The organism is Flavobacterium sp. 25HG05S-40, assembly GCF_052654735.1.
This window is the reverse complement of sequence record NZ_CP199750.1, coordinates 603,689-622,015: the sequence shown is the minus strand read 5'-3', so window position 1 is coordinate 622,015 and position 18,327 is coordinate 603,689. Positions and strand designations below refer to the sequence as shown.

The window sequence follows — 18,327 nt, the reverse complement described above, 5'->3', positions numbered from 1 at the left end:
ATTATGATACGAGAAAGAATTGTTCTATTGGGATTACTGCTAAACATTGTTTTAGCTAATGCACAAGAAAAAATAAGTTTAGACGAAGATTGGAAATTCCATTTCGGTCATGCAGCCAATCCTGAAAAAGATTTTGATTACAGCAAAACCGCTTTACTTCACAAATCCAATGTTTTTGCTACAACAGTTGTCAATCCAAAATTCGTCGATACTACTTGGACCTCAACAAACGTTCCTCACGATTGGGTAGTAGCGCTTCCGTTTGTAAATTCACAACAAGTAGAAATGGACAGTCATGGCTACAAACCTGTTGGCGGTGCTTATCCCGAAACCAGTATTGGTTGGTATCGCAAGCATTTTAAGGTAGATAAATCCAAAAACAATAAACGTTTCGAAATTCAATTTGATGGTATATACAGAAATGCGGAAATTTGGATAAACGGGTTTTATGTCGGAACCAATTTTAGCGGTTATGTTGGCAATGCTTACGATGTTTCTGATTATATTAATTTTGAAGGCGATAATGTCTTGGTCGTTCGAGTGGATGCCACACAATATGAAGGTTGGTTTTACGAAGGCGCCGGAATTTACAGACATGTTTGGTTAAACATCACAGATAAAATCTTTATACCGAATGATGGTGTTTTTGTGCATTCGGAACTCAAAGGCAAAAATGCCCAAGTTACCATTGAAACTACGGTTCAAAATAGTCATTTAAAAACTGCAACAGGTTCAGTTTACGCTTATATTACTGATAGAAACGGTAAAGTAGTAGCCAAAACATCGGAACAAAAAATTGGCTTAGACTTCGATAAAAATATAACAGTCAAGCAAAAATTAAATTTAAATAATGTAAGGCTTTGGTCATTAGAAGATCCTTATTTGTACAAAGTAATTGCTGTAGTAAAATCTGGAAATCAAATAGTGCACCAAACTAAAACCCGTTTCGGAATTAAAACGGTAACCTTTGATGCCAATAAAGGATTTTTCTTGAATGGAAAGCATCTCAAAATTCAAGGAACCAACAACCACCAAGACCACGCCGGAATTGGAAGCGCCTTACCCGAATATATGCAATATTATCGCATAAAGTTGTTGAAAGAAATGGGTTCAAACAGCTATAGAGCCAGCCATAATGCACCAACTCCAGAACTTCTTGATGCTTGCGACAGTTTGGGAATGTTGGTTGTTGATGAGCAACGGTTATTAAACAGTAGCCCGGAATATGTAAACCAATTCAAACGACTGCTAAAACGAGACAGGAATCATCCATCGGTGTTTTTATGGTCTATCGGAAATGAAGAACAAAACATTCAGGGAAATGACTACGGAAAAAAAATTGCTCAAACGCTTTTAGCAATTCAGAAAGATATTGATCCAACACGAACCAGCACCTATGCTGCTGACATGGCCAATGATTTTAAAGGTGTCAATGAAGTCATCCCGATTCGCGGTTTCAATTACAGGGAATATGCCGTAGCAGACTATCATCGGGCTCATCCCAACCAACCTTTGCTTGGAACTGAAATGGGAAGTACAGTTACTACACGCGGAATCTATGAAAAAGATGAAATCAGAGCCTATGTTCCTGACCAAGATATCACCCATCCTTGGTGGGCCAGTAAAGCGGAAACCTGGTGGAAATTAGCGGCCGAAAATGAGCATTGGCTTGGCGGCTATGTCTGGACTGGCTTTGATTATCGCGGCGAACCCACTCCGTACAAATGGCCCAATATCAGTTCGCATTTCGGAATTATGGATGTTTGCGGTTTTCCAAAAAACATCTATTACTATTATAAAAGTTGGTGGACCGATAAAGATATACTGCATATTTCTCCTCATTGGAACTGGCCGGAAAAAATTGGAAAACCAATAGATGTATGGGTAAATACCAATGCTGACGATGTGGAATTATTTTTAAACGGAAAAAGTTTGGGCAAAAAAGAAATGCCAAGAAACAGTCATCTACAATGGAATGTCATCTACGAACCGGGGACATTAGAAGCTGTAGCTTACAAAAAAGGCAAAAAAATAACTTCAAAAGTAGCCACTACGGGTCAGGCGTCAAAAATTGTCCTTTCTCCGGATAAAACCACTATTATTGCTGATGGAAAAGATGCCAATGTGATTAACATTTCCTTTGTTGACATTGAAGGACGAGAAGTCCCAGATGCTAACAATACTGTTTATTTTACCATTTCAGGAGATGCCAAAATTATCGGGGTTGGCAATGGCGACCCGAGTTCACATGAACCCGACCAATGTCGCGATGGCGCATGGCAACGCAGTGCATTCAACGGAAAATGTCAGGTTATCATACAAGCCGGAAAAACATCTGGCACTATAAAATTAGAAGCAAAAGCAAACGGATTGGTTTCAGCCTCCACTATCCTACTTTCTAAATGAGTAAAAAGAAATTAATTCAGCATACTTCGGAGCACTTTGAAAAGATGTTTCAGCATCCACCCCAAACTATTTTTCTATCTCCGGGTAGAATCAATATCATTGGGGAACATATCGATTATAATGATGGTTTTGTCCTTCCGGCTGCCATCAATAAATACGTTTGTCTAGCCTTTTCAGTAAAAGAAACCAGCGAATGTACCATTATTGCTAAAGACCTCAATAGTGAAGTAAAATTTGACATCCATGAAAATGTAGTTCCTCATAAAAAAATGTGGGTCAACTATATCTTCGGAGTGCTGCACCAACTCAAAATCCGTCAATTTCCATTAAAAGGATTCAACGTAGTCTTCAGCAGTTCTATTCCAATTGGAGCCGGACTTTCATCATCAGCGGCTGTTGAATGTGGTTTTGCTTATGCCTTGAATACAATGTTTGACCTGGGTTTATCCAAAAAAGAAATGGCACTTATCGGACAAAAATCGGAGCATACCTTTGTGGGTGTAAATTGTGGTATCATGGATCAGTTTGCCTCTGTTTTTGGTAAAAAAAACAAAGCCATCAAGCTAGATTGCACGACATTAGCATATGAATACCATAACGCCGATTTTAAAAAATATTCGTTACTTTTATTAGACAGTAATGTCAAGCATACCCATCTCACTTCAGGATATAATGTCAGAAGACACGAGGTGGAACAAGGAATAACCCTTTTGAAAAAGCATTTCACCGAAGTCAAAACCTTCCGCAATTGTACCGAAGCCATGGTAGATGCCTTACGAAGTGAATTAGGAGAAACGATTTATAAACGCTGTCATTTTGTAGTCAAAGAAATTCAGCGCGTTCAGGATGCTGTACAAGCTATGGAAGCTTCCGATTTTAAAAAGTTGGGTACACTAATGTCTGAAACCCATGAAGGTTTGTCCAAAGAATACGAAGTAAGTTGTGATGAGATTGATTTTTTAGTCGATGCCGTTCAGAATGAAAAAACAGTGCTTGGTGCCCGAATGATGGGTGGCGGATTTGGAGGTTGCTCAATCAACTTGGTAGAAAAAGGTTCTGAAGATGCTATCATCGAACGCATTTCAAAACTATATCGCAACCAATTTGGCATCGAATTAAAACCCTATAAAATCAAGATTTCTAAAGGCACTTCACGCTATAAAAAATAAAGTATGCAGTCATTCAAAACCAATGAACATCCGCACAGACGCTACAATCCGTTACTAGACGAATGGATTTTGGTCTCGCCACATCGAAATAAACGTCCATGGCAAGGTCAAAATGAAAAGTTGTCTGAGGATAATCGCCCAGAATACGACCCAGAATGCTATTTATGCGCCGGAAATGTTCGTTCCAACGGACTCAAAAATGACGATTACACCGATTGCTATGTTTTTGAAAATGATTTCTCCGCATTGCTTCAGACCGAAGTTCATTTCGAAAATAAAAACTCCGGATTATTCCAGTTAAAACCCGAAAGAGGCATCAACAAAGTAGTTTGCTTTTCACCGAAACACAACCTGACCTTACCCGAGATGGAGGTTTCCGATATTGAAAAAGTAGTGCAAACTTGGGCAGCACAATACATCGAATTGGGGAGTCATGATTTCATCAATTATGTTCAGATTTTTGAAAATAAAGGGAGTGTTATGGGGTGCAGTAATCCACATCCACACGGACAAATTTGGGCACAATCCTCGCTCCCAACCCAAGTAGAAAAAACCCAAAGAAATCTAAGATCCTATTACGAAAAAAATAAAACCAGCTTGCTCAAGGACTATTTAGACCAAGAATTAAAGCTTCAAGAACGTATTGTTGCTGAAAATAATCACTTTGCGGTGGTAGTTCCGTTTTGGGCCACTTGGCCTTATGAAACAATGATTATTAGTAAAAGACATTTCGGAAATATCATCGCGATGTCTAAAGAAGAAACCAAAGCTTTCGCCGAAATCATCAAAATCATTACCGTCAAATACGACAATCTTTTCGAAACCTCGTTTCCGTATTCTGCTGGAATTCATCAAACACCAACGGACCGAGTTTCGCATCCGGAATGGCATTTTCACATGCATTTTTATCCGCCATTATTGCGTTCGGCAACCGTGAAAAAATTTATGGTAGGCTATGAAATGCTGGGTGAAGCGCAACGAGATATTTCAGCTGAACAAAGTGCTAAAATTTTAAGAGAACTATCCACCAACCATTATAAAACCCGTTAACCATGCAAACCTTAGATACCAAAGATTATATTGTTTTCTGCTGCTATTTTGTCCTGATTGTAGGCTATGGCTTGTGGATTTATAACCGAAAAAAGAAAGCGGTAACCAGCAGCAACGATTATTTTTTGGCCGAAGGTTCGCTTACATGGTGGGCCATTGGTGCCTCCTTAATTGCCAGTAATATCAGTGCCGAACAGTTCATTGGCATGAGTGGCAGCGGTTTCAAAATGGGCTTGGCGATTGCCACTTACGAATGGATGGCCGCCTTAACGTTGATTATTGTCGCCGTATTTTTTATTCCGGTTTACCTCAAAAACAAAATATTTACGATGCCGCAATACCTCAATCAGCGATACAATGGCAACGTGGCTATGATTATGGCTGTTTTTTGGCTGTTGCTTTATGTATTGGTCAACCTTACTTCGATTCTATATCTTGGCGCCTTAGCCATTAGTAGTATTTCGGGATTGAACCTGACGTTGTGTATGGTTTTCCTAGCGATTTTTGCCGTAATGATTACCCTTGGAGGTATGAAAGTGATTGGTTATACTGATGTTATTCAAGTGTTTTTTCTGATTTTAGGTGGCTTAGTCACTACGTATTTGGCGCTGAACCTAGTGGCCGAAAAGTTTGGTTCCAGTGGTGTAATCAATGGTTTCCATCTAATGAAAGACAATGCGTCCGACCATTTTCATATGATTTTTGACAAAACCAATCCAAATTACATGGATTTACCCGGACTTTCGGTGCTTATTGGCGGTATGCTGATTATCAACCTGAATTACTGGGGTTGCAACCAATATATAACTCAACGAGCCTTGGGAGCTGACATTAAAACGGCCCGAAACGGAATCCTTTTTGCCGCTTTCTTAAAATTATTAATGCCGTTAATTGTAGTAATTCCCGGAATTGCAGCCTATGTTTTATACCAACAAGGAGGCTTCCAAACCGAAATGCTACAAGACGGTTCGTTAAACCCGGATCGAGCGTATCCAACCTTATTAAACTTATTACCTACCGGATTAAAGGGCTTGTCCTTTGCCGCTTTAACAGCAGCTATAGTGGCTTCCTTAGCCGGAAAAGCAAATAGTATCGCGACCATTTTTACATTAGATGTTTATAAAAAAACCATCAACGAAAATGCCGATGAAAAAAAATTAGTCAATGTGGGAAAATTAACCATTGTTGCCGCAATGATTATAGCCGTTATAGTAGCGCCGCTATTGGGTATTGATAAAAAAGGAGGATTTCAATACATTCAAGAGTATACCGGATTTGTGAGTCCGGGGATTTTCGCCATGTTTATTCTGGGATTCTTCTGGAAAAAAACGACTTCAAATGCCGCGCTTTTTGCTACGATTGGCGGATTCCTATTTTCGATTATTTTCAAATTTATGCCGAATTTTATCGATTTGCACTTCTTATATGATTATGGTTTCGCTGTTCCTAATGCGGACGGAATCTACGAAATTCCATTTGTAGACCGAATGGGATTTGTATTCCTGATTTGCGTTATCGGAATGTATTTTATCAGCATCTATGAGACCAACAAAGGTGTTCAGACGAACGGACTTGAAATCGACAAATCGATGTTTAAAGTATCTCCGGGATTCATGGTGGGATCGATTATCATTATCGGAATTCTAGCGGCTTTGTATACCGTTTTCTGGTAAAATCAGTGTTTGTGATTGAGCATTCGGCTTACATTTTGATACAATTTGGGAAACGTGCTTTTAAATTCGAGTGGTGTTTCAAAATAATGCTCAATAATGACAGAAACAAATTCGTAGGGATTCGTATAAGCATAAATCCGAAAGTAGTCGGCATCAATTAGCATTTGCCTATTAGGCGGATGATTTACTTCTTTGTAAAGTTGGGTATAGTATTTTCGGAATGTGAGTGAACTAGCATCGTTATTTTTCATGCTATGGAAATGGACTACGTGCGCGAACTCATGAATACCAAGATTTAAATTATCATTACTGATTTCATATCCTTCGATAAAATCCTTCCAAGAAAAAACAACAGCGCGCATTCTTGGATTGAATTCGCCTTTATAGTATTCCTGACTTTGGGTCGATAAATATTCCTGTGGATAAATAATTATTTTGTCAAACGCTTCTATCAAATAGCGTCTCATCCCGAAGGTAAGCATTACATAGGTAGCTGCAATGAGTGTTTCTGCTTCTCTAGTGACGGTGAAATCTTCTCTAGGTATAAACTGATACTTCTCGATAAAACAGGCCATTCTATGATGAAAGTAGCCCTTCTCTTTCTCTGAAAGCTTTTTATAAAACTGGACTTTTTGACGAAGAATAAACTCCTGTTCGGTAGTAATCCGCTTAGGCCTGAAATAAAGGTGAATGTAAAGTGGTTTATTGAAAATAGAAATAGAGAGATCGTCCAAAAAACTAAGAACAAACATCCCCGAATACAGAACGGCCGCGAATATAATGGCTACAATAACCAGTAAAAATATAATTTCCATTTCCGAAAGATATAAAAAAAGCGCCAATGAATTAGCGCTTTACTATGATCGTGAAAGGTTGACTACGCAGCCATTACTTAGATTTTTATAAATCGTTTCACAATAGTAGCCTCATCAAAGCTGATTTTTAAAATATAATTTCCAGTGGCAAATTCGGAAACATCAATATTAGTTTCATCGGCATTTATGCTTTTTAATTTTCTTCCGGATTGATCAAAAACAGTTATTCTATTCCAGGCTGCATTGTTTTGATTTGAAATATGGAGTGTATTTTGAGTTGGACTTGGATAAACTTGTACCAAAGCAGACAAGTCATTTTCTGATATACTTAAATTCGAAATAGTTCCATTTATAGCAAAAGGTAAATCTTGAGGAACATCAGCCGCAGTATCTGGTTCACCACCATCTATGACATTCGCCCATCCTAAAACCACTTCAGGAATGGTATTGGCAACAAAATTTTGTTTTGCGTTCCATCCTATCAAAGTTCTAGTCCCTTCAACGGTTACAGAGGGAACAAAAATGCTACCATCGTTACTTGCGTGAAATTGATAAACGACCCAGTAAGTTCCGGGATTCAGAGTGGTTGTAATAGTGCCTTTTATTCCCCAAACTTTTCTGTTGGTGTTTGGCGCAAATATTGGGTTCCCAATAATAGAGTTGGCTATTCTATATAAAAAGGTATTTCCACTACTATTTGGGGCGTCTAGAACATTTGTCGTCATATCGCCCACTAGAACTGCTGATGCTGGCAAAGATGGGTCTCCGTTCCAAATTTGAATTCGCAATGCATCAACAGGAATTGTGGTACCTGTATAACTATTTTGGTGGGCAAAAAAATCAAAACTGGTGATGTTCCATTGTTGCCCTGCAGGAACAACAAAATCATCCGCTAGCTGAAAACTAGAAGTCCCGGCACTATTAAAATAACCTGCAAAACCACTACTTCTATTGCATTCTGTTGTGTTGCCAGCATCGTTTTGAAGTTCGCTCCAAGTATAACCAGCTGGCGCTGTTACGCCACTTTTAGATACAATTCCTGTAGACAAATTGCCATTAGAATACAGTTGAGCAAATGAGTTGGCGGAAAGAAAAAGGAATATGAAGGCAGTTACACAGTGTAAAGTACTTCTTTTATACAGCGTTTGTATTGTTGCAGTCATGATAATTAACATGTTAAGAACATAGGAATCAGCTCCTACTTTACGGCAAAGATAGGCTATAAAAAAATAGTAAGGTTATAGCTGAAAAGGTAAACTTTTCATAATTACCACTTTCGTGTTATCAACGCCAAAACTCCCCTTTGAAAATAAAAGAGCGCGCTTTTACCTGACAGCCACTGGCTGTCCTCCTCTTAAAATCAAATGCTTTGAAAGAAGGGGGATAAAGAAAAAACTTGAGCAAGCTCAGATTTTTTCTTTATCCCCCTTCTTAATCGTGACCCCGGCAGGGTTCGAACCTGCAACCTTCAGAGCCGAAATCTGAAATTCTATCCAGTTGAACTACGGAGCCGTTATTAGATTATTAGACTTCTTAGATTATTAGATCGTTAGGTGTGGTATCAAAGTTGTCTAACTATCTAAGTAGTCTAAAATGTCTAAACTAAAAGTTTCTTAACAATAGCCGAAATGGTTTTCCCTTCGGCCTGACCGCCAATTTGCGCTGACGCTAATCCCATTACTTTTCCCATCGAGGCAATTCCGGAAGCTCCGGTTTCTGCGATGATTTTGGTAATAATGGCTTCTACTTCCGCTTCCGAAAGTTGAGCAGGCAGGAACTTTTCGATTACCGCTATTTGCGCTAATTCCGGTGCTGCTAAATCAGGACGATTTTGAGTGGTGAATATCGATGCGCTGTCTTTACGCATTTTTACTAGTTTCTGCAATATCTTGATTTCATCTCCTTCCGTAAGTTCTTCTTTAGAACCTGTAGCTGTTTGGGCTAATAAAAGTTCTGATTTGATGGCACGAAGTGCTTCTAACGCAATGGTGTCTTTGGAACGCATCGCATTTTTCATTTCGTCCATTATTTGTGTTGATAAACTCATCTTTATAGATTGTTAGATTATTAGATTTTAAGACTACTTAGATTCAACCATAAGCTTGTCCAAAAGCTTTGCGAAGGTAAAAAAAATAACCCGAAAAACAGAAACGAATTTTAGTGACTTTTATGCATTTCTTCTGCTTAGACCATAATTATGTAATACGTCATATTAATTATGTAAAGGAAGTACAATACAATAGTTTTAAATTTATTGAAACAAAAAAACGAGACCATGGAAGATTATAAAAAAAGTGATTCGGAACAGGAAGACCACAACCCGCAGCAGCACAAAAAATATCCTGGTTATGTACCACAGGAACGAAGCGGAAATTCCAATAATGAGAACACTGATCCAGAATCCAATACTGATAGTGATTCCCGTTTGGCGGAGAAAGGACCTGTACGCAATCCAAATTATCATAAGGTGGCGGACGTAACTAAGCATGTTGAGAAGGAACCTATCATAAAAAAAGGCAATGACGGAAAAACACTTCAAGACTTTAACAATACAGATCCAAAGAGGGATATCAATAAAGAAATCGTTAAAGAATAAGGTATAATCTTTTATTGTGAATTGTAACGAAGCGAAGTTCATTAGCGAGATTAATACGAAAATCACTCTGGTTTCGAAATCTTAAAAAATAAGTGCGTTTTAATTAGCCCCGACAGTAGCAAGCTACCGTGTAGCGCGGATGGCGGGAGGAGTAGTGTAATGAAAGATAAAGTACTGCTCCTAAAATAAAAAAATAACCCGTTTCGTACGAACAAAACGGGTTATTTATGAAATGATTTAATGTAAACTAGTCTACATTATCATGAAGGAAGGAATTGTTAGAACGCAACTGCATATCGTCGTTGCTATCTGTTCCTATAGACATTCTTGAGTTTGAATCTGCTTGAGTATTTTGTGACAGATCTACTCCAAGTCTTTTATAAGCGGGTTCTTTTTCCATTTCCTCAATTTTAGAAGGATTGTTATGGAATTTATAGTTGAACTCTTTTAATTTTCTTCTTCTATCGTCTGCGCGGTGCTTTAAAGTTTCTTCGATGGTCATTTCTACCGGCGAAATATCTTCAAAATTACCTACAAGGGAATGAGGTTTTTCGACAGTTGTCTGCGACTTCATGGTGATGTTTAACTCCTCTGCAATTGGCTCTTCTACTTTGGCAGCAGCCGCTGGTTTAGAGTTTAACAAATCGTTTTCCAACTCCATATACTCTTCCAAAGAATATTTGATGATCCCTTCTTCGTTAAGCTCGGTCATCGGCACGAACTGTACTGGCTCATTCACCACAATATCATTCACAGCTTCGGCAGATAAATCAAAAACAACTCTGCTTTCTTCAACCGCTTCTATTGGTTTAACTTCTTCTTTTCTTTCGAATGTCGGCATCGCTGGCATATCAAAAGTAAAGGTGATTTGCTCTTCTTCTTTTTCGATGATTGTCAATGGCTCAATTACTTTCATTTCCTTAACCTCAGGAGTCGTCACTTTGTAATCGATATCTTTGATAGGAGAAATGATTTCAAAAGTCACATCAAGGTTTCTGATGAAATGATTCATGGCAATTAATTCGTTCTCATCGATAACAGCAGTTGGTGTTGCCGGAGTTTCGAAGGTAAACGGAGCTTCCACTTCTAGTTCGTCTTCAATCAATTCAAAAACGATTTTTTCTTCCTTTTTTTCGGCAACTGGCGTTTCGATATTTTGAAATACTTCCACTGCTTTTTGAGTCAAATCGCGCACAATTTTCTGATCGTCTTCAAGAGCATGAACGATTTTCTTAACTTCCGTATTGACAATACCATTTTGTTGCTCTACGTTAAAACCTGTAGCAATAATGGTTACTGCAATCGCTTCGCCTAAAGTTTCGTCTTCTCCAACACCCATGATGATGTTTGCGTTGTAACCAGCTTCCGATTGAATATGGTCGTTGATTTCACCGATTTCATCAATCGTAATCTCATTAGAACCTGAAACGATAAGCAACAATACGTTTTTAGCTCCTGAAATTTTATTGTCATTCAATAATGGCGAATCTAAAGCGGTAATAATAGCTTCTTTAGCACGGTTATCTCCTGTAGCAACTGAAGATCCCATGATGGCTGTTCCGCTGTTAGACAATACTGTTTTGGCGTCTTTTAAATCGATATTCTGAGTGTAGTGGTGCGTAATTACTTCCGCAATTCCGCGAGAAGCCGTAGCCAACACTTCATCAGCCTTAGAGAAACCGGCTTTGAATCCAAGATTACCGTATACTTCTCTCAATTTATTGTTATTGATAACAATAAGAGAATCCACTTGTTTTCTTAGTTTTTCAACACCCAATAAGGCTTGTTCCGAGCGTACTTTCCCTTCAAACTGAAACGGAATCGTCACAATTCCAACAGTAAGAATGTCTCTTTCTTTGGCCAATTGCGCGATTACAGGAGCCGCACCCGTTCCGGTTCCACCACCCATTCCGGCAGTAATGAAAACCATTTTGGTGTTGGTATCCAACATTTTTTCGATTTCGCTTACACTTTCCAATGCAGATTGTTGTCCTACATCAGGATTTGCTCCAGCTCCAAGACCTTCTGTTAGGTTTACCCCTAATTGAATTTTGTTGGGCACAGGGCTGTTTTGAAGTGCTTGGGAGTCTGTATTACAAACAATGAAATCTACGCCTTTGATTCCTTGTTTGAACATGTGATTGATAGCGTTACTTCCACCGCCACCAACTCCGATAACTTTAATCACATTCGATTGATTTTTTGGTAAATCAAATGAGATGTTTCCAAATTCTGAGTTGCTTATCATACTTCTTGGGTTTATTAGGTATTATATATTCTGTCTGTTTTTTGTTTTAGCGTAATGCTTACTCTGCATTGTCTAAAAAGTCTTTAATCTTTTCCACATAACGGTCAAAAAATGATCTTTTGATTTTGTGTTCTGTGGTTTCTGTCTCCAAATTAATAGGTTCCTCTATCACATCGGATATTTCCTCCTTCTCTTCTACTGCTATTGCAACCGGTTGTTGGAAAACAATTTGTTTTGGTGTTTCAGCTACTACTTCTTTCAGTTCTATTTTGTAGGCACTGTTAGAATTGTTTTCGATGCTGTTCATCACTAATCCTACCGCTGTAGCAAACAATGGGCTCGAAATTTCTTCGCTTGAATTTCCTGCCAAATGTTCGTTTGGATAGCCAATTCGGGTATCCATTCCCGTAATATATTCAACCAATTGCTTGATGTGCTTCAATTGTGAACCACCACCAGTCAATACGATTCCGGCTATCAGTTTCTTCCTTGGATCTTCGTGACCATAGGCTTTGATTTCGGTAAAAACCTGCTCTACTATTTCCACTACTCTGGCGTGAATAATCTTAGATAGGTTTTTCAATGAAATTTCTTTGGGATCTCTTCCTCTTAATCCCGGAATGGAAACAATTTCATTGTCTTTATTTTCACCTGGCCAAGCAGAGCCAAATTTTGTTTTTAATAATTCGGCTTGTTTTTCGATAATCGAACAACCTTCCTTGATATCATCAGTAATCACATTTCCACCAAAAGGCACTACAGCAGTATGACGGATGATACCATCTTTAAAAATGGCCAAATCAGTTGTCCCACCTCCAATATCAATTAATGCCACACCAGCTTCTTTTTCTTCCTGACTCAAAACGGCATCAGCTGATGCTAAAGGCTCCAAGGTCAATCCAGACAACTCGATACCGGAACTTTGAATACATCTTCCGACATTTCTGATGGATGATGCCTGACCTACCACAACATGAAAACTTGCTTCTAGTCTTCCGCCGTACATTCCGATAGGCTCTTTGATTTCGGCTTGACCGTCAATCTTGAATTCCTGAGGCAATACGTGGATAATCTCTTCTCCAGGAAGCATGGCCAATTTATTGACTTGATCAATCAATAACTGAATATCTCTACCGCTGATTACCTCTTCGGGATTGGTTCTGATGACGTAATCGGTATGCTGAATACTGCGAATATGTTGACCGGCAATGCCTACAACCACATCGTTAATTTTATAGCCTGAATTAGCTTCTGCCTCAATAACTGCCTGCTGAATCGATTGTATGGTTTGCGTAATATTGTTGACAACACCACGAGCTACACCAAGACTTTTGGATTTTCCAACGCCCAAAATCTCCAGCTTCCCATATTCATTTTTCTTGCCAATCATGGCAACAATCTTGGTTGTCCCAATGTCTAATCCTACTGCAATATTCTCTTTTTCCATAATCATCTATTTAATGCAAACCACTTGCTTAGTAAACTTCAGGTTAATCCTTTTGTATTTGTTCAAAGTGCTATCTGAAACTGCCTTCTGAAAAAACGCTTTATAATTTTTAAATTTTCTTTCAATGTTGATAGTTCTGCCGAAATCAATCTCAAAATCATAATTTCTATTCACCATAACCAAGCTTCCGTTAGGCAAAACCTGCACACCAATGATGTTTTTTTTCAAAAACTCATCTTCATTAATCATCCTTAAAACTTCAGATAATTTTTCTTTTTTTACTACACTAATTTCCCCCGATAGTAGCGGCACTCTGGCTGTGTAATTATCAGATAACGGCATTTTATTTCCCTCATAATCAATATAAAAAGAACCCGATTCATCAAACACTCTTCCCACTGGCGTTTTCTGTTTTACCACCGCTTTCAGAACGCCATCAACACTCACAAAAACATCCGCTTTTTGGATCAACTGTTGTTGGTTGACGGACATCTCCAATTTCTTCAAATCTAAATCAACTTTATGGATAGTTTTTAGGTCGCTATTTTTTTCTATTAACAATTTATTAACCGTTTCAGGCTTCATAAAAAGCAAGTTTTTACCCACAAAAACAACCTCTGTTTTCTTAATCTTACGCATGGCATTTCGATGCGAAGTGAACGAAAACAGGAAGATTACCGCAATAATCATCAACAACAATCTGATATTTGTCCAATTGAAAAATTTCATACTAATGCCTGTTTAATTTTTGGAACTAATTCACCAATATCTCCTGCTCCGATGGTTACAATTATTTTGGCTTTACTTTCTAAAATTGACGGAATTAAATCGGTTTTCGAGACCAATTTTTTGTTACTATTTTCCATTTTCGAAAGCAACCATTCTGATGTAATTCCTTCCATCGGTAATTCGCGTGCCGGATAAATATCTAACAATAATATTTCATCAAATTGAGACAAACTTTTGGCAAAATCATCGGCAAAATCTTTCGTACGGCTAAACAAATGTGGTTGAAATACCGCCAATACTTTTTCGTCCGGATACAATTCACGAACCGCCTGATGTACTGCGTTAATTTCCGTTGGATGATGTGCATAATCATCGATATAGACCAACGTATCCGATTTAATCTGATAAGAAAACCGGCGTTGAATTCCTTTAAATGAAGCCAAGGCCTTAGCGATGGCACTGGTTGGGGTGCCATACGTTTTTGCCATTGCTAAAGCCATCATGGCGTTCATTAAATTATGTCTTCCGGGCAAGCCGAATTGTATGTCTTCTATGGTTTCAGAAGGAGTTTGTACATCAAAAACATAATATCCATTTTCGATTCTGATGTTAAACGCTTTAAAAGTCGCTTCTTCTTCAATTCCGACTGTTACCCCTTCCAAAGGCAATCCTTTTGGAACAAACAACTTCTTTTTATCCTCCACCTTGTCGGCAAATTCACGGAACGAATCTTCAATCGCGTTTTTGTCGCCATAAATATCCAAATGGTCGGCATCCATTGACGTGACGCAGGCAATATTAGGATGCAGGTGTAAAAACGAGCGATCAAATTCATCCGCCTCTACCACAGTAACAGTCTTACCGTTTCCAATTAAATTCGAATTATAATTTTCAACAATTCCGCCTATAAAAGCCGTCATATCGGCACCACTTTCGTAGAGAATATGTCCTAAAATACTGGATGTTGTTGTTTTGCCGTGTGTTCCGGCAACTGCAAAACAAAAAGTATCTTTCGTAATAATTCCGAGCACTTCTGCACGCTTTTTTATGACGTAATCTCGTTCTATGAAATAATTCCACTCTGAATGCGAAACCGGTACTGCTGGCGTCACAATAACGAGCGTATTTTCTGTGTAATATTCTTCTGGAATCAGGTTGATATTGTCTTCAAAATGAATGCTCATACCGCCAGCAATCAATTCATCGGTTAATAAAGTTGGCGTTTTATCGTAACCGGAAACATTTTTTCCGATGTACTGAAAATAACGCGCCAAAGCACTCATTCCGATGCCTCCGATGCCGATGAAATAGACGTTATGTATTTGATTCAGATTCATTTTGAGTTCTAAAGTCCAAAGTTCAAAAGTTTTTAAAGTCAGCTGACTTTATAACTTTCGGCTTTCGACTAATTTTATTATTTGTTCAACAATATCTTTGGTAGCATTTGGCTTGGCCAGTTTCTTTATATTCTCGCTCAATTCCCGCTGTAAATTTTCGTTGAAAACCAAATTCGAGAAAATGGGTTCAAAAGTGGTATCGAGTTCGTTTTCCTTTACCAAAATCGCACCTTTTTTATCTACTATTGCTTTAGCGTTTTTAGTTTGATGGTCTTCAGAAACATTGGGAGACGGAATAAAAATTACCGGTTTTCCCACCAAACACAATTCAGAAACCGAGGATGCTCCGGCTCTGGAAATCACAAAATCGGCAGCAGCATACACTAAATCCATACGATCAATAAAGGAAACCACTTGTACCACCTGACCATCTGTAAAATGGTTGTAGTCGTGGTAATACAATTTGCCACATTGCCAAATTATCTGAAGGTCTTTGGAAACAATATTGTAAATCTCTTTTTCGATTAACTGATTTATTCTTCTGGCACCAAGGCTTCCTCCCAATACCAAAAGTGTTTTTTTATACGGATTCAAATTGAAATGCTTTAGGGCTTCTTTTCTTTTTGAATCTACTTCCAACAAGTCCTGACGTACTGGATTTCCGGTAAGAACAATTTTCTCTTTTGGAAAAAATCGCTCTAGATTTTCATACGCCACACAAATCGCATTGGCTTTTTTACTCAACAATTTGTTGGTAATTCCTGGATAAGAATTTTGTTCCTGAATAACCGTTGGAATATTTAAACTATTCGCCGCTTGTAATAAAGGGCCACTGGCAAAACCACCAGTTCCGATAACTACATCGGGTTTAAATTCTCTTAGGATCTGTCTGGATTTCCAGAGGCTATTCATCACTTTAAAAGGAAACATCATATTTTGAATCGTCAGCCTTCGTTGTAAACCGGCAATCCAAAGCCCTTCTATTTTGTAACCCGATTGCGGCACTTTTTGCATTTCCATTTTGTCTTTGGCGCCTACAAAAAGAAATTCGGCGTCCGGAAAGCGCAACTTCAATTCGTTAGCAATAGCGATGGCCGGATAGATATGTCCGCCAGTTCCGCCTCCACTTAATATGAATTTTAGTTTTCCCATGTTACTTTTTATTTAAAACCGCATTCATTGGATTGGCATTATCTACAATTGAAAAGTCTTCCAATTCAGCTGCTTCATCCTCCTGTAATTGTTTGTCAATAAGTTTTTGTAAAGCGTCTTCTCGTTTTTGCTTTTCGGCCAATTCCTCGGCTATTTCTTCTTCTTTTTTGGTGACACTTAAAATAATTCCGAGTGCAATACACGTCATCCAGATAGAACTTCCACCACTACTTATCAAGGGTAATGTTTGTCCGGTTACCGGTAATAATTCGACCGCAACGGCCATATTGGTCATTGCCTGAAATATGATTGGGAAGCCTAAACCAACGACGACGAGTTTTCCGAAAAGCGAATTGGATTTGTGTGCGGCTACTACGAATCGGAACAGCAACAAAAGGTATAATCCGAGAACACATAGTCCGCCAAACAATCCGTATTCTTCCACAATAATGGCGTAGATAAAATCGGATGAAGATTGTGGTAAGAAGTTTTTCTGCACGCTTTTTCCTGGTCCGAGTCCGTAAATTCCTCCTGTTGCTATCGCAATTTTTGCTTTTTCGATTTGGTAATCGTCTTCATCGGGCTTGTCGCTGGTAAAATTATCAATACGGCTAATCCAAGTATCAACACGGTTAGGGAATGCATCGGGAAACGCCTTGACTACTAAAATGAAAAATGTCAGTCCAATGATGCCGGCTCCGAGGATGATTCCGATATATTTCAGCGGGTATTTTCCAATAAAAACCAGCATGATTACCATCGAAAATATCAAGGCTGCGGTGGAAAAATTGGCTGGAAGAATGAAAATCAGCGTGATAAAAACCGGTGTCCATAGTTCCCAAAGCGAGTTTTGGAAAGTAATAGGTACCTCTCTCTTTTTCGATAAATATCGAGCCACAAAAACATAAAGCACTATCGAAGCTAATGTGGAGGTTTGAAACGTAATCCCAATAAACGGAATCTGTATCCAACGACTGGCGTTGGCTCCGTCAATAATGGTTCCTTTGAGTAACGTATAAATCAACAATACCCAAACGACAGGTAACAAGATTTTGGATATCGCTTTGAAATAGTGATACGGAACTTTGTGAATCTTATACAATATAAAAAAGCCAACAGAAACCTGTGCTGCGTGTTTAAGCAGGTAGGTAAAGGCATTTCCAGAACCGTGGCGCATATAGGCTAAATTACTACTCGCGCTAAAAACAGGCATAAACGAAAATAATGCCAACAAGGCAACGAATGCCCAGATGACTTTATCTCCTTTTAGACTGTTTACTAGTTCTTTCATTGAAATATTAAATTTTAGATTTTAAATAGTAGATATTCCTATTTACTATTTAATCTGTTATTTACTGTCTTTAATGTTGATACAAAAATTGCAACCAATTCACTTGATTCTTTTAGAAGAAATTCTAATTCTGATTTATTAATCCATTTCATTTCTTCAATAATTTCGAGCCAATATTGTGTTTCATCAGCTTCTTCTAATACTATATTTAACTTAGCAATAAACTCTTTATCACTCCTTGCTCTGCAAACTGCTCTATAATTTGTCCCTACAGAAGTAGCGCTTTTAGCTAATTGATTTACTACAACTCTTGATGAAATAGAATTTGGCAATTTCTCAACAAGGCTTAAAACCATTAGAGAAAATTGTTTCGTTCTATATTTTAATTCATCATTTGTCATATTTAATATTTGA

Annotated in this window: 15 protein-coding genes and 1 tRNA gene; 5 read left to right on the top strand and 11 right to left on the bottom strand. The window is 38.3% G+C overall.

Annotation, left to right across the window (positions count from 1 at the left end; genetic code table 11):
• Nucleotides 1-3 precede the first annotated feature (3 nt).
• The 4 genes from galA to ACULEU_RS02645 are packed head-to-tail and all read left to right on the top strand — an operon-like array spanning nucleotide 4 to nucleotide 6,298.
• Nucleotides 4-2,406: a beta-galactosidase GalA gene (gene galA, locus ACULEU_RS02660; protein ID WP_445453909.1), complete on the top strand. Its 2,403-nt coding sequence runs from the start codon at nucleotides 4-6 to the stop codon at nucleotides 2,404-2,406.
• Nucleotides 2,403-3,575 carry a galactokinase gene (gene galK, locus ACULEU_RS02655; protein WP_445453908.1) on the top strand — a complete coding sequence of 391 codons (1,173 nt, stop codon included), beginning with the start codon at nucleotides 2,403-2,405 and terminating at the stop codon, nucleotides 3,573-3,575. The genes galA and galK overlap by 4 nt, the downstream gene beginning before the upstream one ends.
• A gap of 3 nt (nucleotides 3,576-3,578) precedes the next feature.
• Entirely contained in the window at nucleotides 3,579-4,625 is a 1,047-nt protein-coding gene (locus ACULEU_RS02650; protein ID WP_445453907.1) for a UDP-glucose--hexose-1-phosphate uridylyltransferase, read from the top strand.
• A gap of 2 nt (nucleotides 4,626-4,627) precedes the next feature.
• Complete coding sequence (locus ACULEU_RS02645) at nucleotides 4,628-6,298, top strand: sodium/sugar symporter (RefSeq protein ID WP_445453906.1); 1,671 nt, start codon at nucleotides 4,628-4,630, stop codon at nucleotides 6,296-6,298.
• Nucleotides 6,299-6,300: 2 nt separating this feature from the next.
• Here the strand turns inward: ACULEU_RS02645 and ACULEU_RS02640 are convergent, their stop codons facing one another.
• From ACULEU_RS02640 to ACULEU_RS02625, 4 genes are all read right to left on the bottom strand, one after another.
• Complete coding sequence (locus ACULEU_RS02640) at nucleotides 6,301-7,113, bottom strand: zinc-dependent peptidase (RefSeq protein WP_445453905.1); 813 nt, start codon at nucleotides 7,111-7,113, stop codon at nucleotides 6,301-6,303.
• Nucleotides 7,114-7,190: 77 nt separating this feature from the next.
• A complete protein-coding gene (locus ACULEU_RS02635) occupies nucleotides 7,191-8,276 on the bottom strand; it encodes a T9SS type A sorting domain-containing protein (RefSeq protein ID WP_445453904.1) in 1,086 nt (361 codons plus the stop codon).
• 275 nt (nucleotides 8,277-8,551) lie between these two features.
• Nucleotides 8,552-8,625, bottom strand: a tRNA-Arg gene (locus ACULEU_RS02630).
• An 85-nt stretch (nucleotides 8,626-8,710) separates the two neighbouring features.
• Entirely contained in the window at nucleotides 8,711-9,160 is a 450-nt protein-coding gene (locus ACULEU_RS02625; RefSeq protein ID WP_445453903.1) for a GatB/YqeY domain-containing protein, read from the bottom strand.
• A gap of 228 nt (nucleotides 9,161-9,388) precedes the next feature.
• On the opposite strand from ACULEU_RS02625, the gene ACULEU_RS02620 reads away from it, so the two are divergent.
• On the top strand, nucleotides 9,389-9,709 hold the full coding sequence (locus ACULEU_RS02620; protein WP_445453902.1) for a hypothetical protein: 321 nt from the start codon (nucleotides 9,389-9,391) through the stop codon (nucleotides 9,707-9,709).
• A gap of 247 nt (nucleotides 9,710-9,956) precedes the next feature.
• Here the strand turns inward: ACULEU_RS02620 and ftsZ are convergent, their stop codons facing one another.
• From ftsZ to ACULEU_RS02585, 7 genes are read right to left on the bottom strand one after another with little or no spacing between them, the layout of a single operon-like run.
• A complete protein-coding gene (gene ftsZ, locus ACULEU_RS02615) occupies nucleotides 9,957-11,957 on the bottom strand; it encodes a cell division protein FtsZ (RefSeq protein ID WP_445453901.1) in 2,001 nt (666 codons plus the stop codon).
• 58 nt (nucleotides 11,958-12,015) lie between these two features.
• Nucleotides 12,016-13,404, bottom strand: coding sequence for a cell division protein FtsA (ftsA, locus tag ACULEU_RS02610; protein ID WP_445453900.1), 1,389 nt, complete (start codon nucleotides 13,402-13,404; stop codon nucleotides 12,016-12,018).
• A gap of 6 nt (nucleotides 13,405-13,410) precedes the next feature.
• Nucleotides 13,411-14,133 (bottom strand): cell division protein FtsQ/DivIB, encoded by a 723-nt coding sequence (locus tag ACULEU_RS02605; protein ID WP_445453899.1) that lies wholly within the window; start codon nucleotides 14,131-14,133, stop codon nucleotides 13,411-13,413.
• Nucleotides 14,130-15,470, bottom strand: a complete 1,341-nt coding sequence (gene murC, locus ACULEU_RS02600; RefSeq protein WP_445453898.1) for a UDP-N-acetylmuramate--L-alanine ligase — start codon at nucleotides 15,468-15,470, stop codon at nucleotides 14,130-14,132. The genes ACULEU_RS02605 and murC overlap by 4 nt, the downstream gene beginning before the upstream one ends.
• Nucleotides 15,471-15,518: 48 nt before the next feature.
• Nucleotides 15,519-16,622, bottom strand: a complete 1,104-nt coding sequence (gene murG, locus ACULEU_RS02595) for an undecaprenyldiphospho-muramoylpentapeptide beta-N-acetylglucosaminyltransferase (RefSeq protein ID WP_445453897.1) — start codon at nucleotides 16,620-16,622, stop codon at nucleotides 15,519-15,521.
• A gap of 1 nt (nucleotide 16,623) precedes the next feature.
• The gene (locus ACULEU_RS02590; RefSeq protein ID WP_445453896.1) at nucleotides 16,624-17,913 is read right to left on the bottom strand and encodes an FtsW/RodA/SpoVE family cell cycle protein; all 1,290 of its coding nucleotides are present in this window, start codon (nucleotides 17,911-17,913) and stop codon (nucleotides 16,624-16,626) included.
• 38 nt (nucleotides 17,914-17,951) lie between these two features.
• Nucleotides 17,952-18,314 (bottom strand): four helix bundle protein, encoded by a 363-nt coding sequence (locus ACULEU_RS02585; RefSeq protein WP_445453895.1) that lies wholly within the window; start codon nucleotides 18,312-18,314, stop codon nucleotides 17,952-17,954.
• Between the last annotated feature and the right edge of the window lie 13 nt (nucleotides 18,315-18,327).